Consider the following 21,552-nt stretch of genomic DNA (forward strand, 5'->3'; position numbering starts at 1 on the left):
AACCAGCGAAAGATGAATGAAGCACAGGTTGAGGCCTCTACGACCAGGATTTTCAAGGCAATATTCCCCGATTCTACCAATCACTACGACACACTTTTTGGCGGCACAGCAATGGCTTTAATGGATGAAGTGGCTTTTATTACCGCCACGCGTTACAGCCGCCAGCGCATGGTAACCGTAAGCAGCGACCGCATTGATTTTACCAAACCCATAGCCATGGGTACCATTATTGAACTGGTAGGCCGGGTTGTTACCGTTGGCAGAACAAGCGTTAAAGTAAAAGTGGAAATCTTTATTGAACAGATGTACGCAACCGGCAGGGAAAAAGCCATCAGCGGTGAGTTTACCCTGGTAGCCATTGATGCCAATAAAAAGCCAACGCCAATCGCATAACGCAAAATGCCGTGCGGCTATTCTTGTGTGCAGCCGCACGCTTTCCCCCTCACGCATCAACCTCAATCACCTCCCTGATGGCCTTGATGAAATTCTGCTGGTAAAAGTCAGTAAACAACAGCTCACCGGTAACAGCCGCGAGGCTCACTTTCATAATATCAATAATAATATGCTCTGCGCGGAACAGTTCGGTAAACAATGGTTCCAGGCAATACACACTGAACTGAAACTGATGGCGTGTAGGTTGCACAACTGCTTCGAGCAGCGATCCACTATACCAGAAAAATCTTTTATTCACGTTAAATCCTCCGTTAATGCTGAATGAAAAATATAAAAGCCAATGCCACTCCAGGAATGGAGTGGCCAATAGACAAATCGTGCACAGGTATATTTCGTGAAATGCATACATGACAATGAAACAAAGCCCCGCAGCTTTCAGAAAATACCTGGCTGTTGGTTTATGGGTTGCGAAAAATCTTGGCTGAATTGGTTACAATAAAATTAAATGCAGGCATAACCCGCTATACGGGAGGCCGGCATAATGCATCGTTTATGTTAAGCGATGGCAGGAGGCGCACGCAATGCTGTGCTAAGCAGGAAATGATTGTACAATGCAGGTTGCGCGTAAGCAGGCATGCTGCCTGCCACACAAAAATAACGGGTAATGTGTACCACGGGCGTACCGGTAAGTTCTACAGCCGCCTTGGGTGCAAAACGTTTATACAGCCAGCCTACCTTGCTTGTTTTTAAATCTTCCACATCATCGGAAGCGGAGAGGCTTTTTCTTTGCTGCTGTATTTCGCGGTTCAGCTGTTTGAGGAATACTGAATAGGCGATATCGGTGTGCGGGGCAAAAAAACGCAGGCATACATGCACCGCAAAGTAGGCGGTGTATGCGCTTATCAGAAAAATCCGGAAAGCCAGTTGATGCTTTGGGCGTTTCAGCAACATGCGCCGGCAAGATAATAATTTTTGAGGGTTACAAACCCTGCTGCCCCCGCCCGTATACATCACTCACCGATTTTTTTGCGCAATACACAGAAGAGCTTTTAGCAGATAGCGGTTAGCGGATAGCCTGTGAAGCAAAACATTCGTAACCGTTACAGGTTTGAGGAGGCTGCCTTTGTAACTACTTTTATGCTCCGCTCCTGCCCGCCGGCAAACCACAGCTGTTTTACTATACCCACATGCGCTATATCAGAAAATATATAAGCCTGCTATTGCTGAATATTTGTTGTTTATACAGCATCGGTCAGAAAAATGATAAAGTCTATTTAACCAACGGCGATATTCTTACCGGGGAAATCAAGGGCATGAAACTCGCCATACTCACCTTTAAAATGGACGGTCCGGGTACCATCTCCATCAAATGGGAAAAGGTAAACCGTGTGGTTTCTGTCAAAGTATTTGATATTACCCTGCGGCATGGCGAGCACCTGGTTGAGCAGGTGGACAGCAATTTCTTCCAGCGGCATGGTTATACACTGGATGATATTGTGGAGATGGTTAATATCGAAAACCGGTTTGTGAAACGCTTCAGCGGAAGCGCAAATGCCGGGTGCAGTTATGCCAAGTCGGGCAATATCCTGCAGCTGAATTTCTCGGGATCTGTTACCTACCGCGTTCCTTCATTTGAAAGCTCCCTTGCAGCCAGCACTATCCGCAACCAGCAACTGTCAGACAGTACGCTTACCCGCAAACAGGATGTTAAATGGACCAATCTCCATTATCTTAAAAAAGCCAATTTCATTACCGGGGAGCTTGGCTGGCAGGAGAACACGGAGCTGGGTATCGCCAACCGTTTCCTGCTCAATGGCGCCTTTGGTAAAACCATTCTCGCCAATAACCACAACCGGCTGCTGGCTGCTGCCGGTCTTTCGCTGAATACGGAACAGGCTACCGATGCACCCGGCTATACAAAGAACCTGGATGCACTGGTGTTGTCACAATACAAGCGGTTTTACAACACCTCGCCCAAACTGTCGCTCGAAACCGATTTCTATATGTACCCGGCACTAAGCGACTGGGGCCGTATACGACTGGAAATTGATGTGAGCACGAAGATTGAAGTGTTCCACAACTTTACCATCGGGCTTACTTTCTATGATAACTATGATAGCCGTCCCCCGGCAGGTGCATCGTCAACCAATGACTACAACATCAACTTTACCGTGGGGTATGAGTTTGGCAACTAGTTATTTTAGTTTGAAGGTTTAATGTTTCATGTTTAACGTTGGCCTTGTGCGAAGACTGCTTGGATAGATCAATGGAATTTTTCCCGAAGGGATTTTTGCGGAGTGGTATAAGCGGAGAAACGGTGTTACAACCCTGATGCAGGGACATAAAAAAAGCCAAGGTTTAAACAAACCAAGGCTTAGGGTTAAATAGATTAGGGGTTAAAACGCTATTGGGTTAGGGGGTTGAATCATTGTTTCAACATAGTTATTGAATTATTTTGATACTACATAGTCCCGTGTCCTTTACGGGCATAATAATGTCTTTTAAATCAACCTGATACATTAGGAATAAACGTTATAAAATGTAACGCCAAGGAGAAGTTCAATAGTTCAAATAGTTTAATAGTTCCATTGGGTTAGGCCTCGGACTTCTCCAGAGAACAATTGAACCATTTGAACCATTTGAACTTTTAAACTATTTGAACACTTGAACATTAAACCGGATACGCATACACCTCCGGCACCCACTCGAACGCCTGGTCTTTTGCGCGTACGTGGCCAAGGCCGGGCCAGGCAAGGTGACCGGCAAAGACCTTTGTTTTACCATTTGCCAGTGCGGCCAGTACTTTACTGCGGGTGGCAGCAGCCTGCTCAAAATTACTGTCACCGAAAAAGCCCCATTCGGGGTGCGGGAACAGCAATACATCAGAATGCACCAGGTCGGCTACATGCACCAGGGTTTCGTTGCCGGAAGATACGTGTACCAGCGTATGGCCGGGCGTATGGCCAGGGGCCAGTTCAGGTTTGATGCAGCCCAGTAAGGTAGTGTTGTAATCGAACAGCTGCAATTTGGGTTTAATACCTGCCAGTGTAGTGTGGATGATGCCGATGATCTTTTCGAGCAGGGCCTTGTCGCTGAATTTGCTTTTAGACAAGTCGGGCTTGTCAGCCGTCCAGAACCTGTGCTCGAGTGCGCTCATGTGAATAGTGGCGTTGGGAAAAGTAAACTGGCCGCTGGTGGTAAGCAATCCCCCGATATGATCAGGGTGGGCATGCGTAACCACAATATCGGTAATATCGGTGAGGGCAAATCCTGCATCTGTGAGCGATTGGGGCAGCCAGCCACTCGCCTGACCTCCATAGCTGCCATAACCGCTGTCTATCATGATCAGCTTACCGGCCGTTTTTACCAGCAGTATATTCATGCCCAGGTCTACCTCGCCGGTTGGCCTGAAATTGCTGCGCAGGATACTGTCTACGCTGGCAGCAGGTGCATCGGGTGCAAACAAGGGCTGTACCGGCGCCATTTTTATATAACCATCTGTTACTACTGTAATATCCAGTTCGCCCAGCTTAAACTGGTGAAAAGGCCAGCAGGCGGTTCAGGGGTAATGCATATCCAAATCCTGCCAGTAATAAATTCCGCATTAAAGTTCGTCTTTGCATGTTGCTATATTTGTACGTAAAAATACCGGCTGTAGAAAAGCGAAACAAGTAGGCACTTTTAAGTAGGCTGGTTACCAAAACCATAGTATTATTGATAATCAGGTCATAAAAAACAGGCGTTATGCAAAAAAATTCAAACACGGGTATCTGCGCGGTAGACTATGCTTTTCGCCGCATCGGCGGCAAATACAAGGGCAGGCTGCTCTGGTACCTGCACAACCACAAAGTGCTGCGCTATGGCGAACTGCGCCGTGTTATACAGGACATAACACCCAAAATGCTGTCACAGACATTGCGTGAGCTGGAAGAAGACGGCCTGGTACACCGCAAGGTATTCAATGAAGTACCCCCGCGTGTGGATTATAGTCTGACAGAGGTGGGAATGGAACTGATACCGTTTATCAACTACCTGCGCGTATGGGGCGATCAGCAAATGGCCAAAAGCAATATCACGGCTATACCAGGACATGATTGCACGGAAGAGACATCGATTTTACCTGCCGCTCAACCATCAAACCGGTAACCATCCAGCCATTCCTGAGATTTTGTCTCCCCTACGGCCAAGGTTAAACTAAAAGGATCAACCATTACTACATGAAAAGAAACTACCTTTTGCTGCCGTACGCTTCCGCAATGCATCGTTCATATATTCTGTACCATCACCTGTATTCTCTTCCTGAAAAGAAGTAATCACCACGTTTATTGCCGGCGCCGGCGGGAAGGCCTATTTGCGCAGGTATTGTGTGGAAGGTTCCCATACGCGAAACACCTGCCCTGTTAAATAACCGAATGCGCTTTTGTAATACGCATACGCCACACGATCATGTGAAACCGGGTACTGACCCGGCGTTGCCGCATACATGCCTTTATGGCCTGCCGGCAATACCAGGCCGGGACTTACCGCGTTGATGCGAATGCCACGGGAAAGTTCTGTAGCCGCAGCCAGTACAAAATTGTCGATACCGCCATTCACCACGCTGTAGTTGATGGTACCTTTAACCGGATCGTCGGAAAGAAAGCCGGATGTAAGCGTAAAAGAGCCGCCCTCGTTGATATATGCCTTACCCATCATTACCAGGTTTATTTGCCCCATCAGTTTACTGCGAATACCGGTATACCAGCTGTCTTCCGTCATCTCATCAAAGGGGCCAATCCAGCAATCGCCTGCAACATTGATCAGGGCATCAAACGATCCTGTTGCACCAAACAGCTTTGCCACAGCATCCGGATCGCTGATATCGGCATGAAGATCTGTTTTGCCGGTGCGGGAAACAGTTATCACTTCTATCTCCCTGTTTTGTAAAAGTGTTGCCAGTACTATACTGCCCACCGTGCCTGTTGCACCAATAAGTATTACTTTCATATACGGGTTTTAGGCAGCAAAGGAAAATACTGCCACCCGCATAAAAAATACGTTCGTCCAAGCATAGTAAGTATGAAAAACAATAGTATCGTTGACACACAGGCTTATAACAAAAAAGAAAACAGGAAAAATAATTGCCCGGTGCATGCCACCATTGCTGCATTATCGGGCAAATGGAAAATGCAGATACTCTGGGAACTGCGTAATGAAGCAAAACGTTTCGGCCAGTTGCAGGAATCAATTGCAGGTATTACCCCTGCTGTGCTGAGTGCGCAATTGCAAACACTCACGCAAGAGGGCATTCTTCACCGTGAATTATACCCTGCCGTGCCGCCGAAAGTAGAATACTCGCTCACCGGGGCCGGGCAGTCGTTAATAGCAGTTATCGTTGCCATGGAAAAATGGGGCATACAACAGTTGGCGCATGCACAACTGCCCTATGATAACAGCTGCCTTTGGGATGGTGCCGGTTAATACATGCACGCAAAACCGGGCAAAAACACCTTATCGCTCACCGATACAGATCTTTCCTATTCTTTTCCCCGCATCTGAACCAAACACAACGCCGCGTGTATCACCATTACACAACACCACTCCTTGTTACGAAATAAAGTAACACATTAGCAGCAACGGCCATTCCTTAACAATAAAAACCATTCAGATGAAAATTACCTATTACGGACATTCCTGTTTTTCTGCAGCTATCAGCGGTAAGCACATTTTATTTGATCCGTTTATTTCCGGAAATGAACTGGCGCACGCGATAGATATCAACAGCATTGAAGCCGACTATATCTTTTTATCGCACGGGCATTTTGATCATATACTGGATGCTGCTGCGATTGCCGGTCGCACGGGTGCAATGCTCGTTGGCATTTTCGAGATATACCAATACTTCACAAAACAGGGATTGGAAAAAGCGCATCCCTTAAACCCCGGCGGACAGGTTTCTTTTGATTTCGGCTCGGCCAAATCATTTGCATCGCTGCACTCGAGCAGCTTCCCTGATGGTAGTTATGCTGGCATTGCTGCAGGGTTTGCTTTGCAAACAGCTGCCGGTAACTTTTACTACAGCGGTGATGCAGCATTTACTTTAGACATGCAGCTGGTGCCCCGGTGGGCCAAACTGAACTTTGCAGTATTGCCCATTGGCGATGTATTAACCATGGGTACTGACGAAGCCATTGAAGCCGCAAAGCTGTTAAACGTAACGCATGTGCTTGGCGTGCATTACGACACCTTCCCTGCTATCAAGCTGGATAAGGCAGCAGCCATTCAGGCATTTGCAAACGCCGGGATTACACTTCATTTACCCGGCATTGGTACCAGCATAGATATATAATTGTATATAAATGCAAACACGCAGGGTACACCCTCTTTTATTAAAAGGCAGCATGCCCTTCAGGTAAGGGAAAATTAAGGCGGATGGTTAGCCCGGGGCCTGCTACTACCTGTAGTTCTCCATCCAGCTGCTCTGCCAACCCCTGTATCAGGGTAAAGCCCATGGAATGGCTTTGCTGCAGATCAAAGCCGGGAGGCAGGCCGGTGCCATCATCTGTAATCACCAGTTCCAGCGCACAAGGATGTTGCTGCAGGGTGAGGTGTACAGTGCCACCGGCTGCATCCGGGTAAGCATACTTGAAGATATTGGTGATGGCTTCATTAATAATCAACCCGAGCGGCACTGCAACCGATACATCTACTTCCACCGCAGCTACTGTTACCACGAACCGGATAGCCGGGCGCGCATAACTTTCCCGTAAAAACGTAACCAGCTGTTTGATATAACCATCCAGGTCTACTGCCGACATTTCATCGGACTGGTACAATTTCTGGTGAATAAGCGAAATGGAACGCAGGCGGTACCTGCTTTCATTAATGGCCGTGAGCGCCACCCCATCCTGCAGGTAATGCGTTTGCGTATTCAGCAGGCTCATTACCAGCTGCAGGTTATTCTTTACGCGGTGATGAATTTCTTTGAGCAGCCACTCTTTTTCATCCAGCAGCCTGTTTTTCTGTGTTAAAGAAAGGGCCAGCGCATCGTAGGCATCCTGTATTTCTTTTTGCTGGGCCTGCAATTGCCGGTTGCTGCGTTGTTTTATTTTATAAAGGTTGTACAGCAGTACGATAATAAACAGCAGCAACAGCAAAGCCGCCAGGATAAAGCGGCGCAGCTGGTTCGATTTATCCAGTTCTTTCTGCTGCAGCTGGCTTTGCCTGCGCAGCAGCTCGTTGTCTTTTTCTTTTTCGCGGGTCTGGTATTGTATCTGCAACCCAGCCATTTGTTTGGCCGTTTCACCGTTCAGCAGTGAATCTTTGAGGCGGGTATATTGCTGGTACTCATTGATGGCTAAAGCAGGATGACCGGTGGCAGAATCTACTTTAAACAACAGCAGGTGCACATCGCGCACGCGGGCAAGCGGCAGGTATTTGATGGCCTCCTTTTCCAGCAGGTAGTTGAGCTGGCCGGCAGCAGCTGCATATTTTTGCTGCATCACATACAAATCAGCCAGGTCGTAATATACATCAAAAGTATTGGTCGATCCGTTACCCGGGTTCAGGGCCTGCAGGTAAAACTGCTCTGCCAGTGCATATTGCCGCATGGCCTTGTAACAATCGCCGCGCACAATGGCCAGTGCGGCCTCCATGCCGCTCACCACAGGGTAATGCTGCGTGGTTTCGTTCACCAGTTTAACGGCTTCAGCTGCCTGCCCTTCGCTGATCATCCTGCCTGCAAGATCAACCAGTGAAGGATACAGCATGGTAGTGCTTTGCCTTTTAAAGGCCTCGAAGCATTTGCGGGAATACAGCAGGCTTTCCGTACGGTTGCCGATATCATCGTACGCATCCGCCATCCGCCGGTAAAAATACCCTGCCTGCACGCTGTCTTTTGTTTCCTCCATGCTGTTTACCGCCAGTATTGCGTAGGAGAGCGCCTGCGGCAAATCGCCCTTCATGCGGCTTACGGCAGAAAGCAGGTCGTACGTAAAGTGCAGTTTTTTGAAGTGAATTTTATTGTACATGTCCAATACCTGCTTCAGTTCCTTTTCTGCAAGCGCGTACTGTGCCAGGTTGAAATGGCAATCTGCCATATTCTTGAGCATGTCTATCCCCTTTTCATCGTCTTTATTCAGCGAATAAAAAAGCTGGAATGCGCGTGTGCAATACTCCAGGCGCTTGTTGAGGAAATCCCTTTTGTAAATGGGCGTTCTGTAAGCTAGGTTGGCCAATATCATGGCCTCTTCACGTGTATCCTTGTTTTTGCGGGCCAGGTTAATAGCGGTATTATACCAATACAGTGCGCTGTCTGTTTTGTTTTCATATTCATAGTACAGGGCGCCCATCTCCATCAGGGCATTGTAGCCCCATTCAACAGAACCCACTTTTTTATTCAGTTGCAATGCAGCCTGCAGGTAAGCACGGCCGCTATCGAGATCGGCAATATTTTCGCCCGGCTTATAGGTCTGGCGCTCCCCCATTATCACGAGCAGTTTTACGCGGTGCGCATCCTCACCGGTACTGTTGTACAGGCGGGTGAGCGCAGCGGTGCTTAGCTCCATCAGCTCATCTTCCGACGCATCCGGCCCGGTCTGCGCATGCACAGGCTGGCATAGCAGCAACAGCAGCAAACCCGGCCACAGCAGTAAAATAAGGGGATAACAGCAGCATTCCCTGCCTGCTGTCCAACCACGCATTGCATCACTCATGGCGGTAAAAATAGCAATAATAGGCAAGTCTGCTACGCTATTACGGCCAGCACCACTGCAAAGGCTACAATGGAAACAATAAGGCCAACCATAAAAACGCTGTAGGCATAGCGCAAAAGCAGGTATTTTTTTCCCAGCGCCCTTGCCAGGAAAAAGCCGTCTCTCGTCATCGCATGCATCAGCTTTTCCTCATCGCCGGCCAGCTCCCGTATACCTGCGGTATATTCATGCGGCATCAGTTTGTAAAAACTGCCGAAGAACATCAGGTTCACTTCCCGGTAGCCGAATTTGTTTTTGGGGAGTACTCTTTTTGAAAGGGAAGGCCGTGTAGCCAGCACTGCCAGCATTACGGAAAGCAGGTTTACGGCGAGCAGTATAAATGCGGGGATGATCAGCGTGCTTTCGTCTTCCAGCTTTTTAATCACCAGGGAAAGCGCACCCGAGAGGATGATGGCATTCACGGTAATGAGTATGTGCGCCTTTTTATCCGACATTTTGCTCAGGCGCTGTGCATTGCCTGCTATGAACCTGAAGACGAAATCAGTTGGCGGTTCCGGTCTTTTTTTTTTCGTCATCGTCAACGGCATCTGCCACCGGCGTTGCCTGTACAGCCTGCACGGTCTGCACCGCCTGCAGCTTAGACCTTAGTTTGTGCAGGTTTTCCTGTTTTGCCGTATCCAGCGCAGCGCGGCAATAGCTGGTGTAGTAGGTATGGTGCTCCATAAAATCGAGCGTTACCTGCATCCATTCGGCCTTGCTTATTTTGCGGTGTTGTAGCCAGGCGGTTTCTTTCCTGCAAAGTTCATTCTTTTTCCAGAAACTTCTTTTTGCCAAATACACCTGTACAGCATCCGACAATATTTCTTCCGGCAGGTTCTGCGGTTTCTGCCTGCTGTACACTGCTGTTAGCAATGACGCCACTTGTGGTGCAATGGTTTTATCTTCCGGTTGATCTTCGAGAAATGCCTGTGCACTAAAGGCGCTCATAGTGCCGGTATCGCCGGTTAACAAATAACCTGTATCGTAAAACCAGGCTGCAGACAGCAATACGAACACATCATTTTCGGGCAGCTTCATACCACGGATAATGCGTTTCACCTGTTTTACCACATAACGCGTATGCGCAAAATTGTGAAAACACAGTTTATCCTTCCCCTTCTTCTTAAAGCAGCGGGCTACGTATTTTGCTTCTTTATTTAACAGCTTTTTCGGGTGCATAATAGTCTGGTAAAGGTGCGGCGTGTTTTCGGGCTATCGCTTTTATTTGCCGCCTAAAATGTGTAGAAATCGCAGCAATGCTTGTATGATTTATGCGTGGGGCTCACCACTCTGTTCAATAACTGGTATTGCGTTTTGATTCTTCTGCGTGCTGGTATTAAAAAAGCCAGCATAAAAGCTGGCTCGTTATTATTTTTATTCAACTTACGATCGATCACGATCGGCTCATTTATCTCTCGGAAATTCTCTCACGGCGTTCCCGTACAATTTCCGGAATATATTTGTTTTTTGCAAGGGAATCAACCAACCCTAACCTTTGATAGACAGAACCTCCAATGCCAGGCACAACTTCACCTTTATCGTTTAAATCCTGGTCTTCTGCAAAATAGAAGAAATCAAACTTGTCACTTATTTCCTGAGGAAACTCATTTTTCAGCTTTCCTATAGAATTGGCTAACAAAACAGGCGATGCGATAAATATCTTTTTAGGCTCAATTCGCTCGATCAGATAATTTAAGTTAGTTCGAATGACGCAAGACGTACTTATGATAGATTTACAGATGATTAAAAGATCTACTTCTTCGTAGGGTTCTATATAAAATTTAGTAATTGGAGCAACGGTATAATTTGTGTCCTCAAACGGATTTGTCCGGCTATTCCAAAAAACCGCAAGGTTAATATCTGTTTTATGCCGCTTGAAATCATCTAAAATACCTTTCGAAAGCCAATCAGCATCTTCTGAGGAACAGGCTAAGGTTACCTTTAAATTTGGCAATAAGTGCTGAGTTTCCCAAATTACGGATGATAGGGCCACGCCCAGTTCATAAAATGATGCCTTATATTCGTCTATTCCGGTATTGTTATCTGCGAGCTTGTCGAGTAAAGTTCTAACTCCGGCAGACTGTGCAGCATATGAGCTTAACTTTCTCATTGTCAGGAAATTATTTGTTCTAGGTCGTAAAAAGTCTGAGGCTTCTGTGTAAGTATTTCGTTCTCAATATTACGAAATTCGCTGGAATCCAGGTAATGGGGAATATTCCCCTTGTCAGTCGAGGAAAAATTCCAAACCAAATAGCCATGCGCAAGTTGGTAGTGAAAGCCAGGAATAGTATCGAGGATCAACTTTGCCTGAGGGTGGAGAGCCGGATGGAAGGTTGATTTCAGGAATGCCAGACCTCTGGATTTAACAAGATCAAAGAATGCTTCCAGCGATATGTTTTTCTTATGGCACATGGCCCAGGCACCTGCGAAATGTGCAACCAACGATTCCAGTTTATCGGTTTCGCTAAAAGCGCATAACGCAGCGGCGGTTGCACGAAATGAAGGATTTAATCTTAATTGCTGGTTTATTGAATCATGCCAGGGAAATAACTCAACCGCTGTTATTTTTTTAAGTGATTGGGGAAGTTTTAGTACTGCGTTGTTGTAAACTGTCTTGTTGGCAACAACCAGCTTCAACTGAAAATGCACATGCCTGCGTTTTAGTAAAGCGGCCTGTTTACTAAAATCGAAATGTAAGCTTCCAGTTTTTGATTTGTTGCCCCAATAGAGCTTCTTCGAAGAAGTTTTTAACTGGTGGTATGTTTCCGTTACTTCGCCTGGTATCAGGTTTTCAATATATAGGTCATCAACAAACGCGTGGACTTGACTTGATATAGTTATCAATCTTAATTGAGCGGAAAAAGCATTTACCAGTTGCAATAGCTTGCTTATGGCTACGCAAGTCTCGTAGTCGTTACCTCTCTGGTTTACTGCTCCTCCTGCAAGTTTGTTGTTGAGATATTTTAGTGTCCCGGAGCTGCCTTTTGCCATTGGGAGATTATTTATAAATCTATAGCTTATCAGTTTGTGCATATTAGACACTTTCAACTAAAGGTTAAGAGATTTTTGACGAATGCAACGGCGCGCCGGCAATTGGCTACTCAATCAAATTTCATGTATATTCATCACCATACTGCAGGCTGAACTGCAAAAAGGCATCGACAGTGTACTGCGTAAAACGAACGGGAAATGGAGCGTACCTGAAGGAAGTACAGCCAACAGGACACATTCCAAAAGCTGCGCTGGCAATAAAAACAGGCCCAATGCTGCAATGACCATCCCTACGCCGCTACAGCCAACAGGCAGTGTTTTGTATGGCACGCTGCAATGGTTTGGCGACTATGTTCGTTAGGTGACATTAACTGTATCAAAACCGCACCATTGCCTTTACCATTGCTGCACCCCTTGCATGGTATTGCATGAGCCAGTGGCTGCAGGATTATGCTTACCGTATTCATATCAGCTGGTGGTTATTTGCCGCAGGCGGATTAATGGCCATTACCATTGCACTGGCAACCATCAGTTTCCAGGCAATTAAAGCGGCGGTGGCTAACCCATTCCGCACACCTACTGTATCGTAACCGGACAAATGAAGCTGCCCGCCGCAGCATCAATAACACTGAAAATAAACCACTTATGAAGTGCGCACCAAAATTGACTGTTACCTGCTAATCAACAGCGCTGTCATGTTTAAAAACTACTTCCAGGTTGCGTTCCGTAATTTCCGGAAAGGCGGCCTATCTTCTTTTATCAATGTTGCCAGTTTATCTATCGGCATGTCCGTAGCCATGCTTATTGCACTCTGGCTGTATGATGAACTGACGTATAACAAGCAATTTAAAAATTACGACCGCATTGCGCAGGTCATACAGAACGTGAGCAACAACGGCGAAGTGCAAACCTGGTGGAGTGTACCCTACCCGCTTGCCAATGAACTGCGCACCAATTACGGAGCCGATTTTAAAAGCCTGGTCATGGCCGTGAACTGGGGCGATCATATGATGACCATCGGCGACAAGCGGCTCAAAGCAACAGGCGGTTATTTCGAAAGTGAAATGCCGGATATGTTCACACTGGATATGCTGCAAGGCAGCAGGAATGCGCTGAAAGATCCCTCTTCCATCCTCATCTCCGCATCTGCAGCCAGGGCTTTCTTTAACAACGAAAACCCTGTTGGCAAAACCCTGAAGATTGACCAGATGCCACCCGTAAAAGTGGCGGGCATATACAAAGACTTTGCTGCCAACTCTACCTTTGCAAATCTCGGTTTTGTAGCCTCCTGGAAATCCTGGTATCATGCCAACAACGACCTCAAAGACACGGAAGATCCCTGGCGCCCCAACTTTGTTACCCTGTTTGCACAGGTGAATGATAACGTAAGTTTCGGGGCCGCTTCGCTTAAAATAAAAGATGCCAAACTGAAAAAGGTAAATGAACAACTGCAGAAGAAGAAACCTGCCCTGTTCCTGCAACCAATGAGTAAGTGGCACCTGCATTCAGAGTTTAAAGAAGGGGTAAACATAGGCGGCGCCATTAAATACGTTCGCATGTTTAGCGCCATTGGCCTGTTTGTGCTGTTGCTGGCCTGCATCAATTTCATGAACCTGAGTACAGCCCGCAGTCAGCGGCGCGCGCGTGAAGTGGGTGTGCGCAAAACAATGGGCTCTTTGCGCAGCCAGCTCATCCTGCAGTTCTTCAGCGAATCTGCCCTCATGGCAGCCATGGCCTTCGTTATATCCCTGTTGATTGTATGGCTGAGCCTGCCCTTTTTTAACAGGGTTGCCGAAAAACAGATGCACCTGCCGTTCACCAATGCCTGGTGCTGGCTGGCAGCTATTGTTTTTGTACTGGTAACCGCGTTGCTGGCAGGCAGTTACCCGGCATTGTACCTGTCTTCTTTTAAACCGGTTAAAGTGTTAAAAGGAACTTTCAAGGCAGGACGCCTGGCTGCCATTCCGCGCAAAATACTGGTAGCAGTACAGTTCACGGTATCTGTATGTCTCATCATCTGCACCATTACCGTGTACCGGCAAATACAATATGCGAAAAACAGACCTGTGGGCTACTCCAGGGCAAACCTGCTTACCATACCGCTGGCATCAGGCAAAGTGCACGATCATTTTGAGGCCGTAAAAGCCGAGCTGCTGCAAACAGGCACCGTTGCAGCAGTTGCCGAATCAGAAAGTCCTACCACGGGTATCTGGAACAGCACCAGCGGGTTCAGCTGGCCGGGTAAGGATCCCAACCTGTCCACTGATTTTGGTGTAATGACATCATCGCTTGATTTCGGGTCAACCGTTAACTGGCAACTACAGGCGGGCCGCAGTTTTTCAAGAGACTTTCCTACTGATTCTTCTGCGGTGATACTGAACGAAGCTGCGGTTAAATACATGAACCTCAGCAAACCGCTCAACCAGTTTATCACCTGGTGGGGCAAACCCTTAAAGGTGATCGGTGTAGTAAAAAACATGGTGCTGGAATCACCGTACGGCGAAGCCAAACCTGTTGTGTATACCCTGCTCAACTATCCCGGCAATGTAGCCATACTGCGTTTAAAACCCGGCGCTGCAGCAAGTGAGGCCATCGCTAAAATTGAGCCTGTCATTAAAAAGTACAGTCCTGACCAGTTGTTTGAATACAAGTTTGTAGACGATGAATACGCCCGCAAATTCGGTGATGAAGAACGCATTGGCAAGCTGGCCGGCATATTCACTTTACTGGCCGTATTGATCTCCTGCCTGGGTGTGTTTGGCTTAACCACCTTTGTAGCAGAACAACGCAAAAAAGAAATTGGCGTACGCAAGGTGCTGGGCGCCTCCATACTGGATGTATGGAATTTACTGAGCAAGGAATTTGTAGTGCTGGTGGCAGCAGCTTTTGTAATTGCCGGCCCCCTGGCCGCATGGTTTATGCACGACTGGCTGCAGCAGTACACTTACCGCGCATCGTTATCGTGGTGGATATTCGCGGCTGCCGGCGCCGGTGCACTATGCATCATCATTATAACTGTCAGCTTCCAGGCCATCAAGGCCGCTGTAGCCAACCCGGTAAAAAGCTTAAGAACCGAATAGTGAGTGGTAGTGATCGAAATCCGGTGAACAGTGAATAGTCAACATACGCGGCAACAAAAGTGAGGGGTTTACCTTTTAAAGACCCCAAAAGCCATGTTATGAATTTGTAAACATCGGCCAGGTGCGGCAGGTTTCAGGCAAGTGCGTTGCGCATGCGGATAAGGGAATGCTGCAGCGATGAATGTTGAATAGCCTGCCACCAATCTTTCTTCAATGGCAAACACCACCTCACCCGCAATACCTTCAAAGAACGAAGGCGAAGGCCGCGGCTCAAATAAGGTTATTCCCGGTGTTTCGCTTATATGAAAAAGACGTGGCATTATCTGCAAATATCAACGGCGGCATCCTAAACCCTGCTGAATATGCCGCTCTGACTTACTTTTCTGAATTTTACCTGTTATTGATAAATTGTTGAGTACTCAATGACCGGTCATTTACCAGGCTACTTTTTCAGCGCAGCAACCTGCCTGTTTGTTCTGTCCTTTTCAGCCAGGCAAGCCATTGCCGGTTGATTTGCGCTGTTTTTCAGTACCTGGTATTGCGATGCCCGGTAAATAAGGTAGAACCACCCCTTCGGTGTATCCATGGTGATGAGCAGGCGCATCATCCGTAAGTCCCGGGCAAAATGCCTTAACAGAGGTTACCTATATTTCAGTTGCTGACGGCATGGTTGTTACTTACTAATGTACAAATATTTATTGGCGCATCACAGGGTTAACCGGTAACTTTACGCTCACACCAGTATCTGCACCATCATTTTACACAAAGCATATGTCTAACATCCAGCTCATAGTTGAAGAACGCTCTGCCGATATCGGCAATTTCCTGGTTGGCCGCCTGCTGCCGTTCCGCGAAAAACGCATGGTTGGGCCGTTTATCTTTATCGATCACATGGGCCCGGTTAGTATGGATGACCATCACAATATGGACATTGGCCCGCATCCGCACATCGGCCTGTCTACCCTCACCTACCTGATCGAAGGCAGCATTATGCACCGCGATGCGCTGGGTATGGTAGTAGAAATAAAACCCGGTGAAGTAAACTGGATGACCGCCGGCAAAGGCATCACCCACTCTGAGCGCACCCCCGATTACCTGCGCGGGCTCGATAAACAATTGCATGGCCTGCAAATATGGGTAGCCCTGCCGCGTGATAAGGAAGAGATGGAGCCTTCTTTTTACCATGCATCAAAAGAAGAAATACCCGAGTGGACAGAAGGTGATGTTACCTATAAACTGGTAGCAGGCACAGCATTGGGCCATACCTCACCGGTACCCGTATACAGCCCCCTGTTTTTTCTTGAAATAAAAGCCACCAGCCGCCAAACCATCCACGCAGGCCAGCAACTGCAGGGCGAGGCAGGCATGTATATACTGGAAGGCAGTGTAGAGAGCGAAGGCCATACCTACGAACCCAAACGCATACTGGTAGCCAAAGAAAGCAGCCTTTGCGAGTTTACCATGAACGCAGGCACTACTGTGTACCTGTTTGGCGGCGAACCGTTTCCCGAGCAGCGTTTTATTTTCTGGAACTTCGTATCCAGCAGCATGGAGCGCATTGAAAAAGCCAAAGACGACTGGACCAACCAGCGCTTTCCCACCATCCCCGGCGAAACAGGCTATATTCCATTGCCACAAACCAGTGCTGCAGTAAAGCAGGTTAAATAACGGCTCACTAAAAACTCCATTCTTTATAAAACTGCAACCGGATATTACCGTCTGCCGGCACAGAAAATGGAAGCCATACGTAGGTGGATTGCGCCAACGCTTCCCCAACCCACCGGTCGCCCATATAAATGAAATTGCCGGCTGAACGCCCCGGCGCAGGTATTACGCAGGTTGGCTGAGAACGAAAGCTGGTTTGCTGTTCATCACCTGCGCAGGGGTTTCCCATGTCTTCCCATTTGCCCAACATGGTTTTAGCCCTGTAAACCTTTGCCGGGTTGGGTTTCCAGCCTGTTGTTCCGGAGGTAAACATGTAATACCAGCCATCGGCTTTAAAAACTGCAGGCGCTTCCCTGAATGCACCCGGCAATGCACGCACCCAGGTTTTGTTTAATACTGCAGGTGTTGCTATTGCTTCATAATCCGCATTAAGCAGCGATATGTACATGGTAGCATTGTCTTCTGATGCGTAAATTACATAAGCCTTGTTATCGCTGTCTTTGAACAGGGTCATGTCGCGAAAGGTATTGCCTTTTGTTTCCTCTTCCGGGTCGCCAACATACGTTCTGGCACTCCCTCCCCTATAACCATAATTGTACCTTATGGGCCTTGTTTTATATAGATATTTAAAAGGCCCTGCCGGCTGATCTGCAACTGCAATACCGGCATCCGCTTCCAGGTGCCCGCGGGCAACAAGGTGCATCCACATGACGTATTTTTTTGTGCGGTCGTTGTAAATCACTTTAGGTCTTTCACACGCACCGCTGTCTCTGAACGCCACGGGCAATGCTTCCTTGGGAAGCACAACACCTTCATTGTGCCAGTTTAGCAGATCTTTTGAAGAATAACAGGATATACCCGTTTTGTTGCCCTCTCCTTTTGCATGATTTTCACCATACCAGTAATAAATATTACCCTGCTGCATTATGCCGCCACCATGTGCCTCTATCACTTCTCCATTCGTATCTTTCCATACAGTTCCGGGGGTTATTTTGGTGATCGGTTTTAAGGTAGTGCTTACTTGCGCATGCAATGCTGTACCCGCTGTTATCAGGCAAAAAACCACTGCGCAATTCTTTATTAGACGAGAAATATTGTCGGCATTCATTTGCTTTATTAACGTTTGCATATAATACTAAGTAAAAGCCGGTTCAGCGGTTTTGCTACAAATACTTTTGAAGATTGCGTTTAAAATATTGGGCGCTTTCAGCAGCACTCGTCATTGAATTAACCGCAAAATTACCGCCCTGCTCCAGGTAATAATATTGAAGCCCGGATTTAACAGGATCAGGCAGCAGTGTAAGATAATTGATTGAGCCGTTTCCCAATTCCGTATAGTCCCTTGTTTTTTTATCCATGTCTTTTATATGCCACATCACGTATCGCCCGGGCTGTGCATCTATCAATTCTCCCGGGGTGTATTTCGATGAATTCATTACCCAGTACATATCCATTTCAAGCTTAACCAATGCAGGATCTGTTTCACTGGTAATGATACTAAAACCATTTGCATCTCCATGACTTTCGAATTCAAAGCCATGATTGTGATAAGCAAAGCCAAGACCTGCTTTTGTAATTTGCTCTCCTATCTTATTTAATTTAAGCGCCATCAATTTGAAATTGTCAATCGTTCGCTGTTCGGGCGCTATCCAGGGCCATGTAATGTATTTACTGTCCAGGTTTTTAGCCCCTGTAATACATCTGTCAACAAATCGCCTTAAGTCATCATCAGATTTATCTAAATAAGGAGCAAACGAATAATGGCCACTGGTGGCGGACACATTTAAATCATCAAGCATTTTTTTAAATGCAGCAGATTTTATTCCATAGTAGCTGTCTTTTTCATCATCAAATCCAAATATTTCAAAATCCTGGTATCCCATTTTCTTCAGGGCAGTTAATGTTCCCAAAGGATTTTTGTTCATTTCTTCATTGACAGAGAAAAGCTGATACCCCATTTTATATTTGGGTTGTGCGCTTGCTATGCCTTTTAAGGGCAAAATAGCCGATGCACCCATGATTCCTGCTTTTTCAATAAACTGTCTTCGTTTCATTTTCTGAAGTTGTAATAAAACTAAAATTCCGGCGCCGGAATAAATAACGTTAAACATCCAACCTTAAACAATCTTCCACGGCGCACGGATGTTCGCTTTCACCAAGGCATTGGCGGCATCATCGTTTACAAACTTTTCTTGCTCCGGGTTCCATTGCAGCGGGCGGTTAAGCCAGTAGGTGATATTGGCCAGGCAGCATACCGATGCGGTGCGGTGACCGGTTTCCACATCACAAATAGGCTGCCTGTTGTTTTTAATGCCATCCAGCCAGTCCTGGTAATGGTCATCGCTATGGTACAAACGCACAGCATTATCGGGTATTATGGCTGTGGCTATGTTCGCGGGATTGCTGTCGAGGTAGTCGCGGCTGATATCAAGTGTTCCCTTTGAGCCGATAAAACGAACACCGAAATTGCGGCCGAAATCCTGGTGTTTCATTACCACACCGTTGGCGTATACCATGGTCAGGTACTGGTGTTCCTTGCCATCCGGCGGATAAAACTGTACAGGCGCACTCCGGTCCATACCCAGCGCCCATTGCGCAATATCAAACATATGTGCACCCCAGTCGCTCAGTATACCGCCGCCATACTCCCTGTAGTTGCGCCAGTTGGGGAAAATATCTTTTTCTACAGGTGGTGCCAGCTCTGCATTAAAAGCCTTAAACGGTGCGGGACCAACCCATGCATCCCAGTTAAGCGCTGCAGGTACCGGCTGCTCAGGCAAATCATCTGCAATGGCAGGTTTGCCCACATTTACCAGCACTTCCTTTACATCGCCTATATAGCCATTGCGCACCAGCTCACACGCCTGCCTGAAGTTTTTCCAAGAGCGCTGCATGCTGCCTGTTTGCAAAACAATATTGTTTCGTTTTACTGCATTTACCATGGCACGGCCTTCTTCAATGGAATGCGCCAGTGGTTTTTCGCAATACACGTGTTTGCCGGTGTTGGCAGCCATAATGGTATGCACGGCATGCCAGTGATCGGGCGTGGCAATTACAACGGCATCAATATCCCTGCGCGCCAGCAGTTCCCTGAAATCGGCATAGGTATCCAGTGTTTTAAAACCCGCAAGCCCCTTGCCTGCTGCATATAACTTTTCGGTGTTGGACTTAAAAAGCGCCAGTTTTTGTGCATCCACATCAGCAGCGGCAACGGCCTGTGCTTTGGGTGCAAAAGAGTTGATTAAACCGCGGGCCTGTTTGCCTGTACCTATAAAGCCCAGTGTAATACGGTCGCTGGGCGCAGTAAAGCCGCGGCCCATTACATAACGCGGAATAATACTAAAGCCGATGCCCGCGGCAGCGATGTTTTTTACAAACCGGCGGCGGCTGAAAGAAGCGGATGTTGGAGTAGTCATACTTTTAAATATGGAGCAATGAACAATTGTTCCAAGATAGCAAAAAATAACCGCCATCCATCCTGCACTTACCTAATATTGCGGCAGCTCCGCCGCAGGAAATTCAGCCGCATATGCCGCATTGTATGGCCGATGAGCAAGCTGCAATAAGCAGGTTATTTTTTACGGAACTGCTTCATGGTGGCATCATCCGGCGTATAGGCACTGGTACCGGATACCCATACTTCTTTTGTTTCGTCGCAAGAGCAGTAATTGTTACGTACTGCTGTTCCATTGTTGTGTTTCAATTGCAACGAACAGCCATCGAACGTGTATGTGCCGGATGAATTTTTATTGCTGTGCTGAAAAAAATCTAAAACTTTTTTACCAGTTTTTTGGTTTGAATAAAATCCCTCCTATATTTGCACTCCCAACGACAAAACGACAACGTTTTATCACATAAGGATCGGTAGTTCAGTTGGTTAGAATGCCGCCCTGTCACGGCGGAGGTCGCGGGTTCGAGTCCCGTCCGGTCCGCAGAAATTTTCTAAAACCCGCGCTGGTCGCGGGTTTGTTTTTTTATTCGAGTAACTTTCAAAATAGGCCCTACCTGGGTATAAACCTTACCCGGTTTTACCTATCCTTACAAAGGCACACAACTTTTACCCCTCTTTACCAGTCCTTGAAAGTGTGCTGCCCAAAAGTTGGCGGATGATTTTTATGCAAAAAATTGATACTGGTGCAGCATTCCTGCAACAATTTTTAAAGTTTCTTTCCGGCAAAGATGTGTTTGAAAAGTAGACGTAATTAGATCGGTCACCATCTGTTCTATATCAGCGTTAAACCGCCTCGACTATTGAGACGGCCTTTTTGTTAGAAGGCTTGTTGGCAACTACAGTTGATACAAGAGGTGGTTTAGTTTTAGCGCTTTTTTATATTTTTATCTTATGAAACATCCTTTCCAGTGCATTGATTGGAATGCTATTTCGCCTACGAACCATCCCGGCATCAGCGGCACTGCTTTATGGCACACGCTCCAGTTGCCCGGTTTACGCATTCGAACAGTTACCTATACTCCCGGATACCTGGCCGACCATTGGTGTAAGAAAGGGCATATTGTTCACTGCCTGGAAGGCAGCTTTACCAGTGAGTTGGATACAGGGGAAAAGTTTGAATTGGCTAAGGGCATGACCTATGTGGTTTCTGACAATCTAAGCAATCATCGTTCCAGTACCGCATCGGGAGTTAAGTTGTTGATCATTGACGGCGATTTTTTGCAGTAACTGGTCATTCGAT

23 protein-coding genes and 1 tRNA gene are annotated in these 21,552 nt (G+C 47.1%); 11 read left to right on the forward strand and 13 right to left on the reverse strand.

The features are described 5' to 3' along the window. The first annotated feature begins 12 nt into the window (after positions 1 to 12). The gene (locus tag DXN05_RS15015; protein ID WP_116848272.1) at positions 13 to 393 is read left to right on the forward strand and encodes an acyl-CoA thioesterase; all 381 of its coding nucleotides are present in this window, start codon (positions 13 to 15) and stop codon (positions 391 to 393) included. 49 nt (positions 394 to 442) lie between these two features. Here the strand turns inward: DXN05_RS15015 and DXN05_RS15020 are convergent, their stop codons facing one another. Both DXN05_RS15020 and DXN05_RS15025 read right to left on the reverse strand, forming a co-directional pair. Continuing rightward, positions 443 to 691, reverse strand: a complete 249-nt coding sequence (locus tag DXN05_RS15020) for a hypothetical protein (RefSeq protein WP_116848094.1) — start codon at positions 689 to 691, stop codon at positions 443 to 445. 257 nt (positions 692 to 948) lie between these two features. After that, on the reverse strand, positions 949 to 1,344 hold the full coding sequence (locus DXN05_RS15025; RefSeq protein ID WP_116848095.1) for a hypothetical protein: 396 nt from the start codon (positions 1,342 to 1,344) through the stop codon (positions 949 to 951). Between the two features lie 236 nt (positions 1,345 to 1,580). On the opposite strand from DXN05_RS15025, the gene DXN05_RS15030 reads away from it, so the two are divergent. Continuing rightward, positions 1,581 to 2,588 (forward strand): DUF481 domain-containing protein, encoded by a 1,008-nt coding sequence (locus DXN05_RS15030; protein WP_116848096.1) that lies wholly within the window; start codon positions 1,581 to 1,583, stop codon positions 2,586 to 2,588. Between the two features lie 476 nt (positions 2,589 to 3,064). Here the strand turns inward: DXN05_RS15030 and DXN05_RS15035 are convergent, their stop codons facing one another. Then, positions 3,065 to 3,877 carry an MBL fold metallo-hydrolase gene (locus DXN05_RS15035; RefSeq protein ID WP_116848097.1) on the reverse strand — a complete coding sequence of 271 codons (813 nt, stop codon included), beginning with the start codon at positions 3,875 to 3,877 and terminating at the stop codon, positions 3,065 to 3,067. A gap of 260 nt (positions 3,878 to 4,137) precedes the next feature. On the opposite strand from DXN05_RS15035, the gene DXN05_RS15045 reads away from it, so the two are divergent. Further along, the gene (locus DXN05_RS15045; protein WP_116848099.1) at positions 4,138 to 4,539 is read left to right on the forward strand and encodes a winged helix-turn-helix transcriptional regulator; all 402 of its coding nucleotides are present in this window, start codon (positions 4,138 to 4,140) and stop codon (positions 4,537 to 4,539) included. A 201-nt stretch (positions 4,540 to 4,740) separates the two neighbouring features. On the opposite strand, the gene DXN05_RS15050 is transcribed toward DXN05_RS15045, so the two are convergent. After that, positions 4,741 to 5,379 (reverse strand): short chain dehydrogenase, encoded by a 639-nt coding sequence (locus DXN05_RS15050; RefSeq protein WP_116848100.1) that lies wholly within the window; start codon positions 5,377 to 5,379, stop codon positions 4,741 to 4,743. A 72-nt stretch (positions 5,380 to 5,451) separates the two neighbouring features. Here DXN05_RS15050 and DXN05_RS15055 point away from each other — a divergent pair, with 72 nt between their 5' ends. Next, positions 5,452 to 5,853: a winged helix-turn-helix transcriptional regulator gene (locus DXN05_RS15055; RefSeq protein ID WP_116848101.1), complete on the forward strand. Its 402-nt coding sequence runs from the start codon at positions 5,452 to 5,454 to the stop codon at positions 5,851 to 5,853. A gap of 187 nt (positions 5,854 to 6,040) precedes the next feature. Further along, positions 6,041 to 6,721, forward strand: coding sequence for a metal-dependent hydrolase (locus DXN05_RS15060; RefSeq protein WP_116848102.1), 681 nt, complete (start codon positions 6,041 to 6,043; stop codon positions 6,719 to 6,721). Between the two features lie 40 nt (positions 6,722 to 6,761). Here the strand turns inward: DXN05_RS15060 and DXN05_RS15065 are convergent, their stop codons facing one another. From DXN05_RS15065 to DXN05_RS15085, 5 genes are all read right to left on the reverse strand, one after another. Next, on the reverse strand, positions 6,762 to 9,086 hold the full coding sequence (locus DXN05_RS15065) for a tetratricopeptide repeat-containing sensor histidine kinase (protein ID WP_147313930.1): 2,325 nt from the start codon (positions 9,084 to 9,086) through the stop codon (positions 6,762 to 6,764). 32 nt (positions 9,087 to 9,118) lie between these two features. After that, a complete protein-coding gene (locus tag DXN05_RS15070) occupies positions 9,119 to 9,661 on the reverse strand; it encodes a Pycsar system effector family protein (protein ID WP_116848104.1) in 543 nt (180 codons plus the stop codon). Further along, on the reverse strand, positions 9,627 to 10,304 hold the full coding sequence (locus tag DXN05_RS15075) for an HD domain-containing protein (RefSeq protein WP_116848105.1): 678 nt from the start codon (positions 10,302 to 10,304) through the stop codon (positions 9,627 to 9,629). Before DXN05_RS15075 ends, DXN05_RS15070 begins: the two co-directional genes overlap by 35 nt. A gap of 229 nt (positions 10,305 to 10,533) precedes the next feature. After that, a complete protein-coding gene (locus DXN05_RS15080; RefSeq protein WP_116848106.1) occupies positions 10,534 to 11,235 on the reverse strand; it encodes a hypothetical protein in 702 nt (233 codons plus the stop codon). A 2-nt stretch (positions 11,236 to 11,237) separates the two neighbouring features. Further along, on the reverse strand, positions 11,238 to 12,116 hold the full coding sequence (locus DXN05_RS15085) for a hypothetical protein (RefSeq protein WP_147313931.1): 879 nt from the start codon (positions 12,114 to 12,116) through the stop codon (positions 11,238 to 11,240). 82 nt (positions 12,117 to 12,198) lie between these two features. On the opposite strand from DXN05_RS15085, the gene DXN05_RS15090 reads away from it, so the two are divergent. The 3 genes from DXN05_RS15090 to DXN05_RS15100 all read left to right on the forward strand — a co-directional run bounded on the left by DXN05_RS15090 (position 12,199) and on the right by DXN05_RS15100 (position 15,196). Continuing rightward, positions 12,199 to 12,477, forward strand: a complete 279-nt coding sequence (locus tag DXN05_RS15090) for a hypothetical protein (protein ID WP_116848108.1) — start codon at positions 12,199 to 12,201, stop codon at positions 12,475 to 12,477. A 67-nt stretch (positions 12,478 to 12,544) separates the two neighbouring features. Beyond that, the gene (locus DXN05_RS15095) at positions 12,545 to 12,706 is read left to right on the forward strand and encodes a hypothetical protein (protein WP_211330063.1); all 162 of its coding nucleotides are present in this window, start codon (positions 12,545 to 12,547) and stop codon (positions 12,704 to 12,706) included. Between the two features lie 105 nt (positions 12,707 to 12,811). Further along, entirely contained in the window at positions 12,812 to 15,196 is a 2,385-nt protein-coding gene (locus DXN05_RS15100; protein WP_116848273.1) for an ABC transporter permease, read from the forward strand. Positions 15,197 to 15,264: 68 nt separating this feature from the next. On the opposite strand, the gene DXN05_RS15105 is transcribed toward DXN05_RS15100, so the two are convergent. Then, a complete protein-coding gene (locus DXN05_RS15105; RefSeq protein WP_116848109.1) occupies positions 15,265 to 15,516 on the reverse strand; it encodes a hypothetical protein in 252 nt (83 codons plus the stop codon). A gap of 451 nt (positions 15,517 to 15,967) precedes the next feature. Between DXN05_RS15105 and DXN05_RS15115 the strand changes: the two genes are divergently transcribed. Continuing rightward, complete coding sequence (locus DXN05_RS15115; protein ID WP_116848110.1) at positions 15,968 to 16,864, forward strand: pirin family protein; 897 nt, start codon at positions 15,968 to 15,970, stop codon at positions 16,862 to 16,864. Between the two features lie 7 nt (positions 16,865 to 16,871). Here DXN05_RS15115 and DXN05_RS15120 read toward each other — a convergent pair whose 3' ends face one another. The 3 genes from DXN05_RS15120 to DXN05_RS15130 form a co-directional block, all read right to left on the reverse strand. Continuing rightward, positions 16,872 to 17,894 carry a glycoside hydrolase family 43 protein gene (locus DXN05_RS15120; RefSeq protein ID WP_158559267.1) on the reverse strand — a complete coding sequence of 341 codons (1,023 nt, stop codon included), beginning with the start codon at positions 17,892 to 17,894 and terminating at the stop codon, positions 16,872 to 16,874. A gap of 130 nt (positions 17,895 to 18,024) precedes the next feature. Then, a complete protein-coding gene (locus DXN05_RS15125) occupies positions 18,025 to 18,915 on the reverse strand; it encodes a sugar phosphate isomerase/epimerase family protein (protein WP_211330064.1) in 891 nt (296 codons plus the stop codon). 63 nt (positions 18,916 to 18,978) lie between these two features. Beyond that, positions 18,979 to 20,277, reverse strand: a complete 1,299-nt coding sequence (locus DXN05_RS15130) for a Gfo/Idh/MocA family protein (RefSeq protein WP_116848112.1) — start codon at positions 20,275 to 20,277, stop codon at positions 18,979 to 18,981. 442 nt (positions 20,278 to 20,719) lie between these two features. Between DXN05_RS15130 and DXN05_RS15135 the strand changes: the two genes are divergently transcribed. Together DXN05_RS15135 and DXN05_RS15140 are read left to right on the forward strand one after the other, a co-directional pair. Continuing rightward, positions 20,720 to 20,793 (forward strand) — tRNA-Asp (locus tag DXN05_RS15135). Between the two features lie 410 nt (positions 20,794 to 21,203). Next, entirely contained in the window at positions 21,204 to 21,539 is a 336-nt protein-coding gene (locus tag DXN05_RS15140) for a DHCW motif cupin fold protein (protein WP_116848113.1), read from the forward strand. Positions 21,540 to 21,552: the final 13 nt, after the last annotated feature.

The sequence above is a fragment of the Deminuibacter soli genome (assembly GCF_003412455.1).
Lineage (GTDB): Bacteria > Bacteroidota > Bacteroidia > Chitinophagales > Chitinophagaceae > Deminuibacter > Deminuibacter soli.

Coding starts and splice junctions, on each gene's coding strand:
- DXN05_RS15060 (WP_116848102.1), top strand. CDS start 6,041: ATGAAAATTACCTATTACGGACATTCCTGTTTTTCTGCAGCTATCAGC.
- DXN05_RS15090 (WP_116848108.1), top strand. CDS start 12,199: ATGCAACGGCGCGCCGGCAATTGGCTACTCAATCAAATTTCATGTATA.
- DXN05_RS15095 (WP_211330063.1), top strand. CDS start 12,545: ATGAGCCAGTGGCTGCAGGATTATGCTTACCGTATTCATATCAGCTGG.
- DXN05_RS15105 (WP_116848109.1), bottom strand. CDS start 15,516: ATGCCACGTCTTTTTCATATAAGCGAAACACCGGGAATAACCTTATTT.
- DXN05_RS15130 (WP_116848112.1), bottom strand. CDS start 20,277: ATGACTACTCCAACATCCGCTTCTTTCAGCCGCCGCCGGTTTGTAAAA.
- DXN05_RS15045 (WP_116848099.1), top strand. CDS start 4,138: ATGCAAAAAAATTCAAACACGGGTATCTGCGCGGTAGACTATGCTTTT.
- DXN05_RS15070 (WP_116848104.1), bottom strand. CDS start 9,661: ATGACGAAAAAAAAAAGACCGGAACCGCCAACTGATTTCGTCTTCAGG.
- DXN05_RS15100 (WP_116848273.1), top strand. CDS start 12,812: ATGTTTAAAAACTACTTCCAGGTTGCGTTCCGTAATTTCCGGAAAGGC.
- DXN05_RS15030 (WP_116848096.1), top strand. CDS start 1,581: ATGCGCTATATCAGAAAATATATAAGCCTGCTATTGCTGAATATTTGT.
- DXN05_RS15125 (WP_211330064.1), bottom strand. CDS start 18,915: ATGAAACGAAGACAGTTTATTGAAAAAGCAGGAATCATGGGTGCATCG.
- DXN05_RS15140 (WP_116848113.1), top strand. CDS start 21,204: ATGAAACATCCTTTCCAGTGCATTGATTGGAATGCTATTTCGCCTACG.
- DXN05_RS15025 (WP_116848095.1), bottom strand. CDS start 1,344: ATGTTGCTGAAACGCCCAAAGCATCAACTGGCTTTCCGGATTTTTCTG.
- DXN05_RS15115 (WP_116848110.1), top strand. CDS start 15,968: ATGTCTAACATCCAGCTCATAGTTGAAGAACGCTCTGCCGATATCGGC.
- DXN05_RS15055 (WP_116848101.1), top strand. CDS start 5,452: ATGAAAAACAATAGTATCGTTGACACACAGGCTTATAACAAAAAAGAA.
- DXN05_RS15075 (WP_116848105.1), bottom strand. CDS start 10,304: ATGCACCCGAAAAAGCTGTTAAATAAAGAAGCAAAATACGTAGCCCGC.
- DXN05_RS15050 (WP_116848100.1), bottom strand. CDS start 5,379: ATGAAAGTAATACTTATTGGTGCAACAGGCACGGTGGGCAGTATAGTA.
- DXN05_RS15065 (WP_147313930.1), bottom strand. CDS start 9,086: ATGAGTGATGCAATGCGTGGTTGGACAGCAGGCAGGGAATGCTGCTGT.
- DXN05_RS15085 (WP_147313931.1), bottom strand. CDS start 12,116: ATGGCAAAAGGCAGCTCCGGGACACTAAAATATCTCAACAACAAACTT.
- DXN05_RS15015 (WP_116848272.1), top strand. CDS start 13: ATGAATGAAGCACAGGTTGAGGCCTCTACGACCAGGATTTTCAAGGCA.
- DXN05_RS15035 (WP_116848097.1), bottom strand. CDS start 3,877: ATGGCGCCGGTACAGCCCTTGTTTGCACCCGATGCACCTGCTGCCAGC.
- DXN05_RS15080 (WP_116848106.1), bottom strand. CDS start 11,235: ATGAGAAAGTTAAGCTCATATGCTGCACAGTCTGCCGGAGTTAGAACT.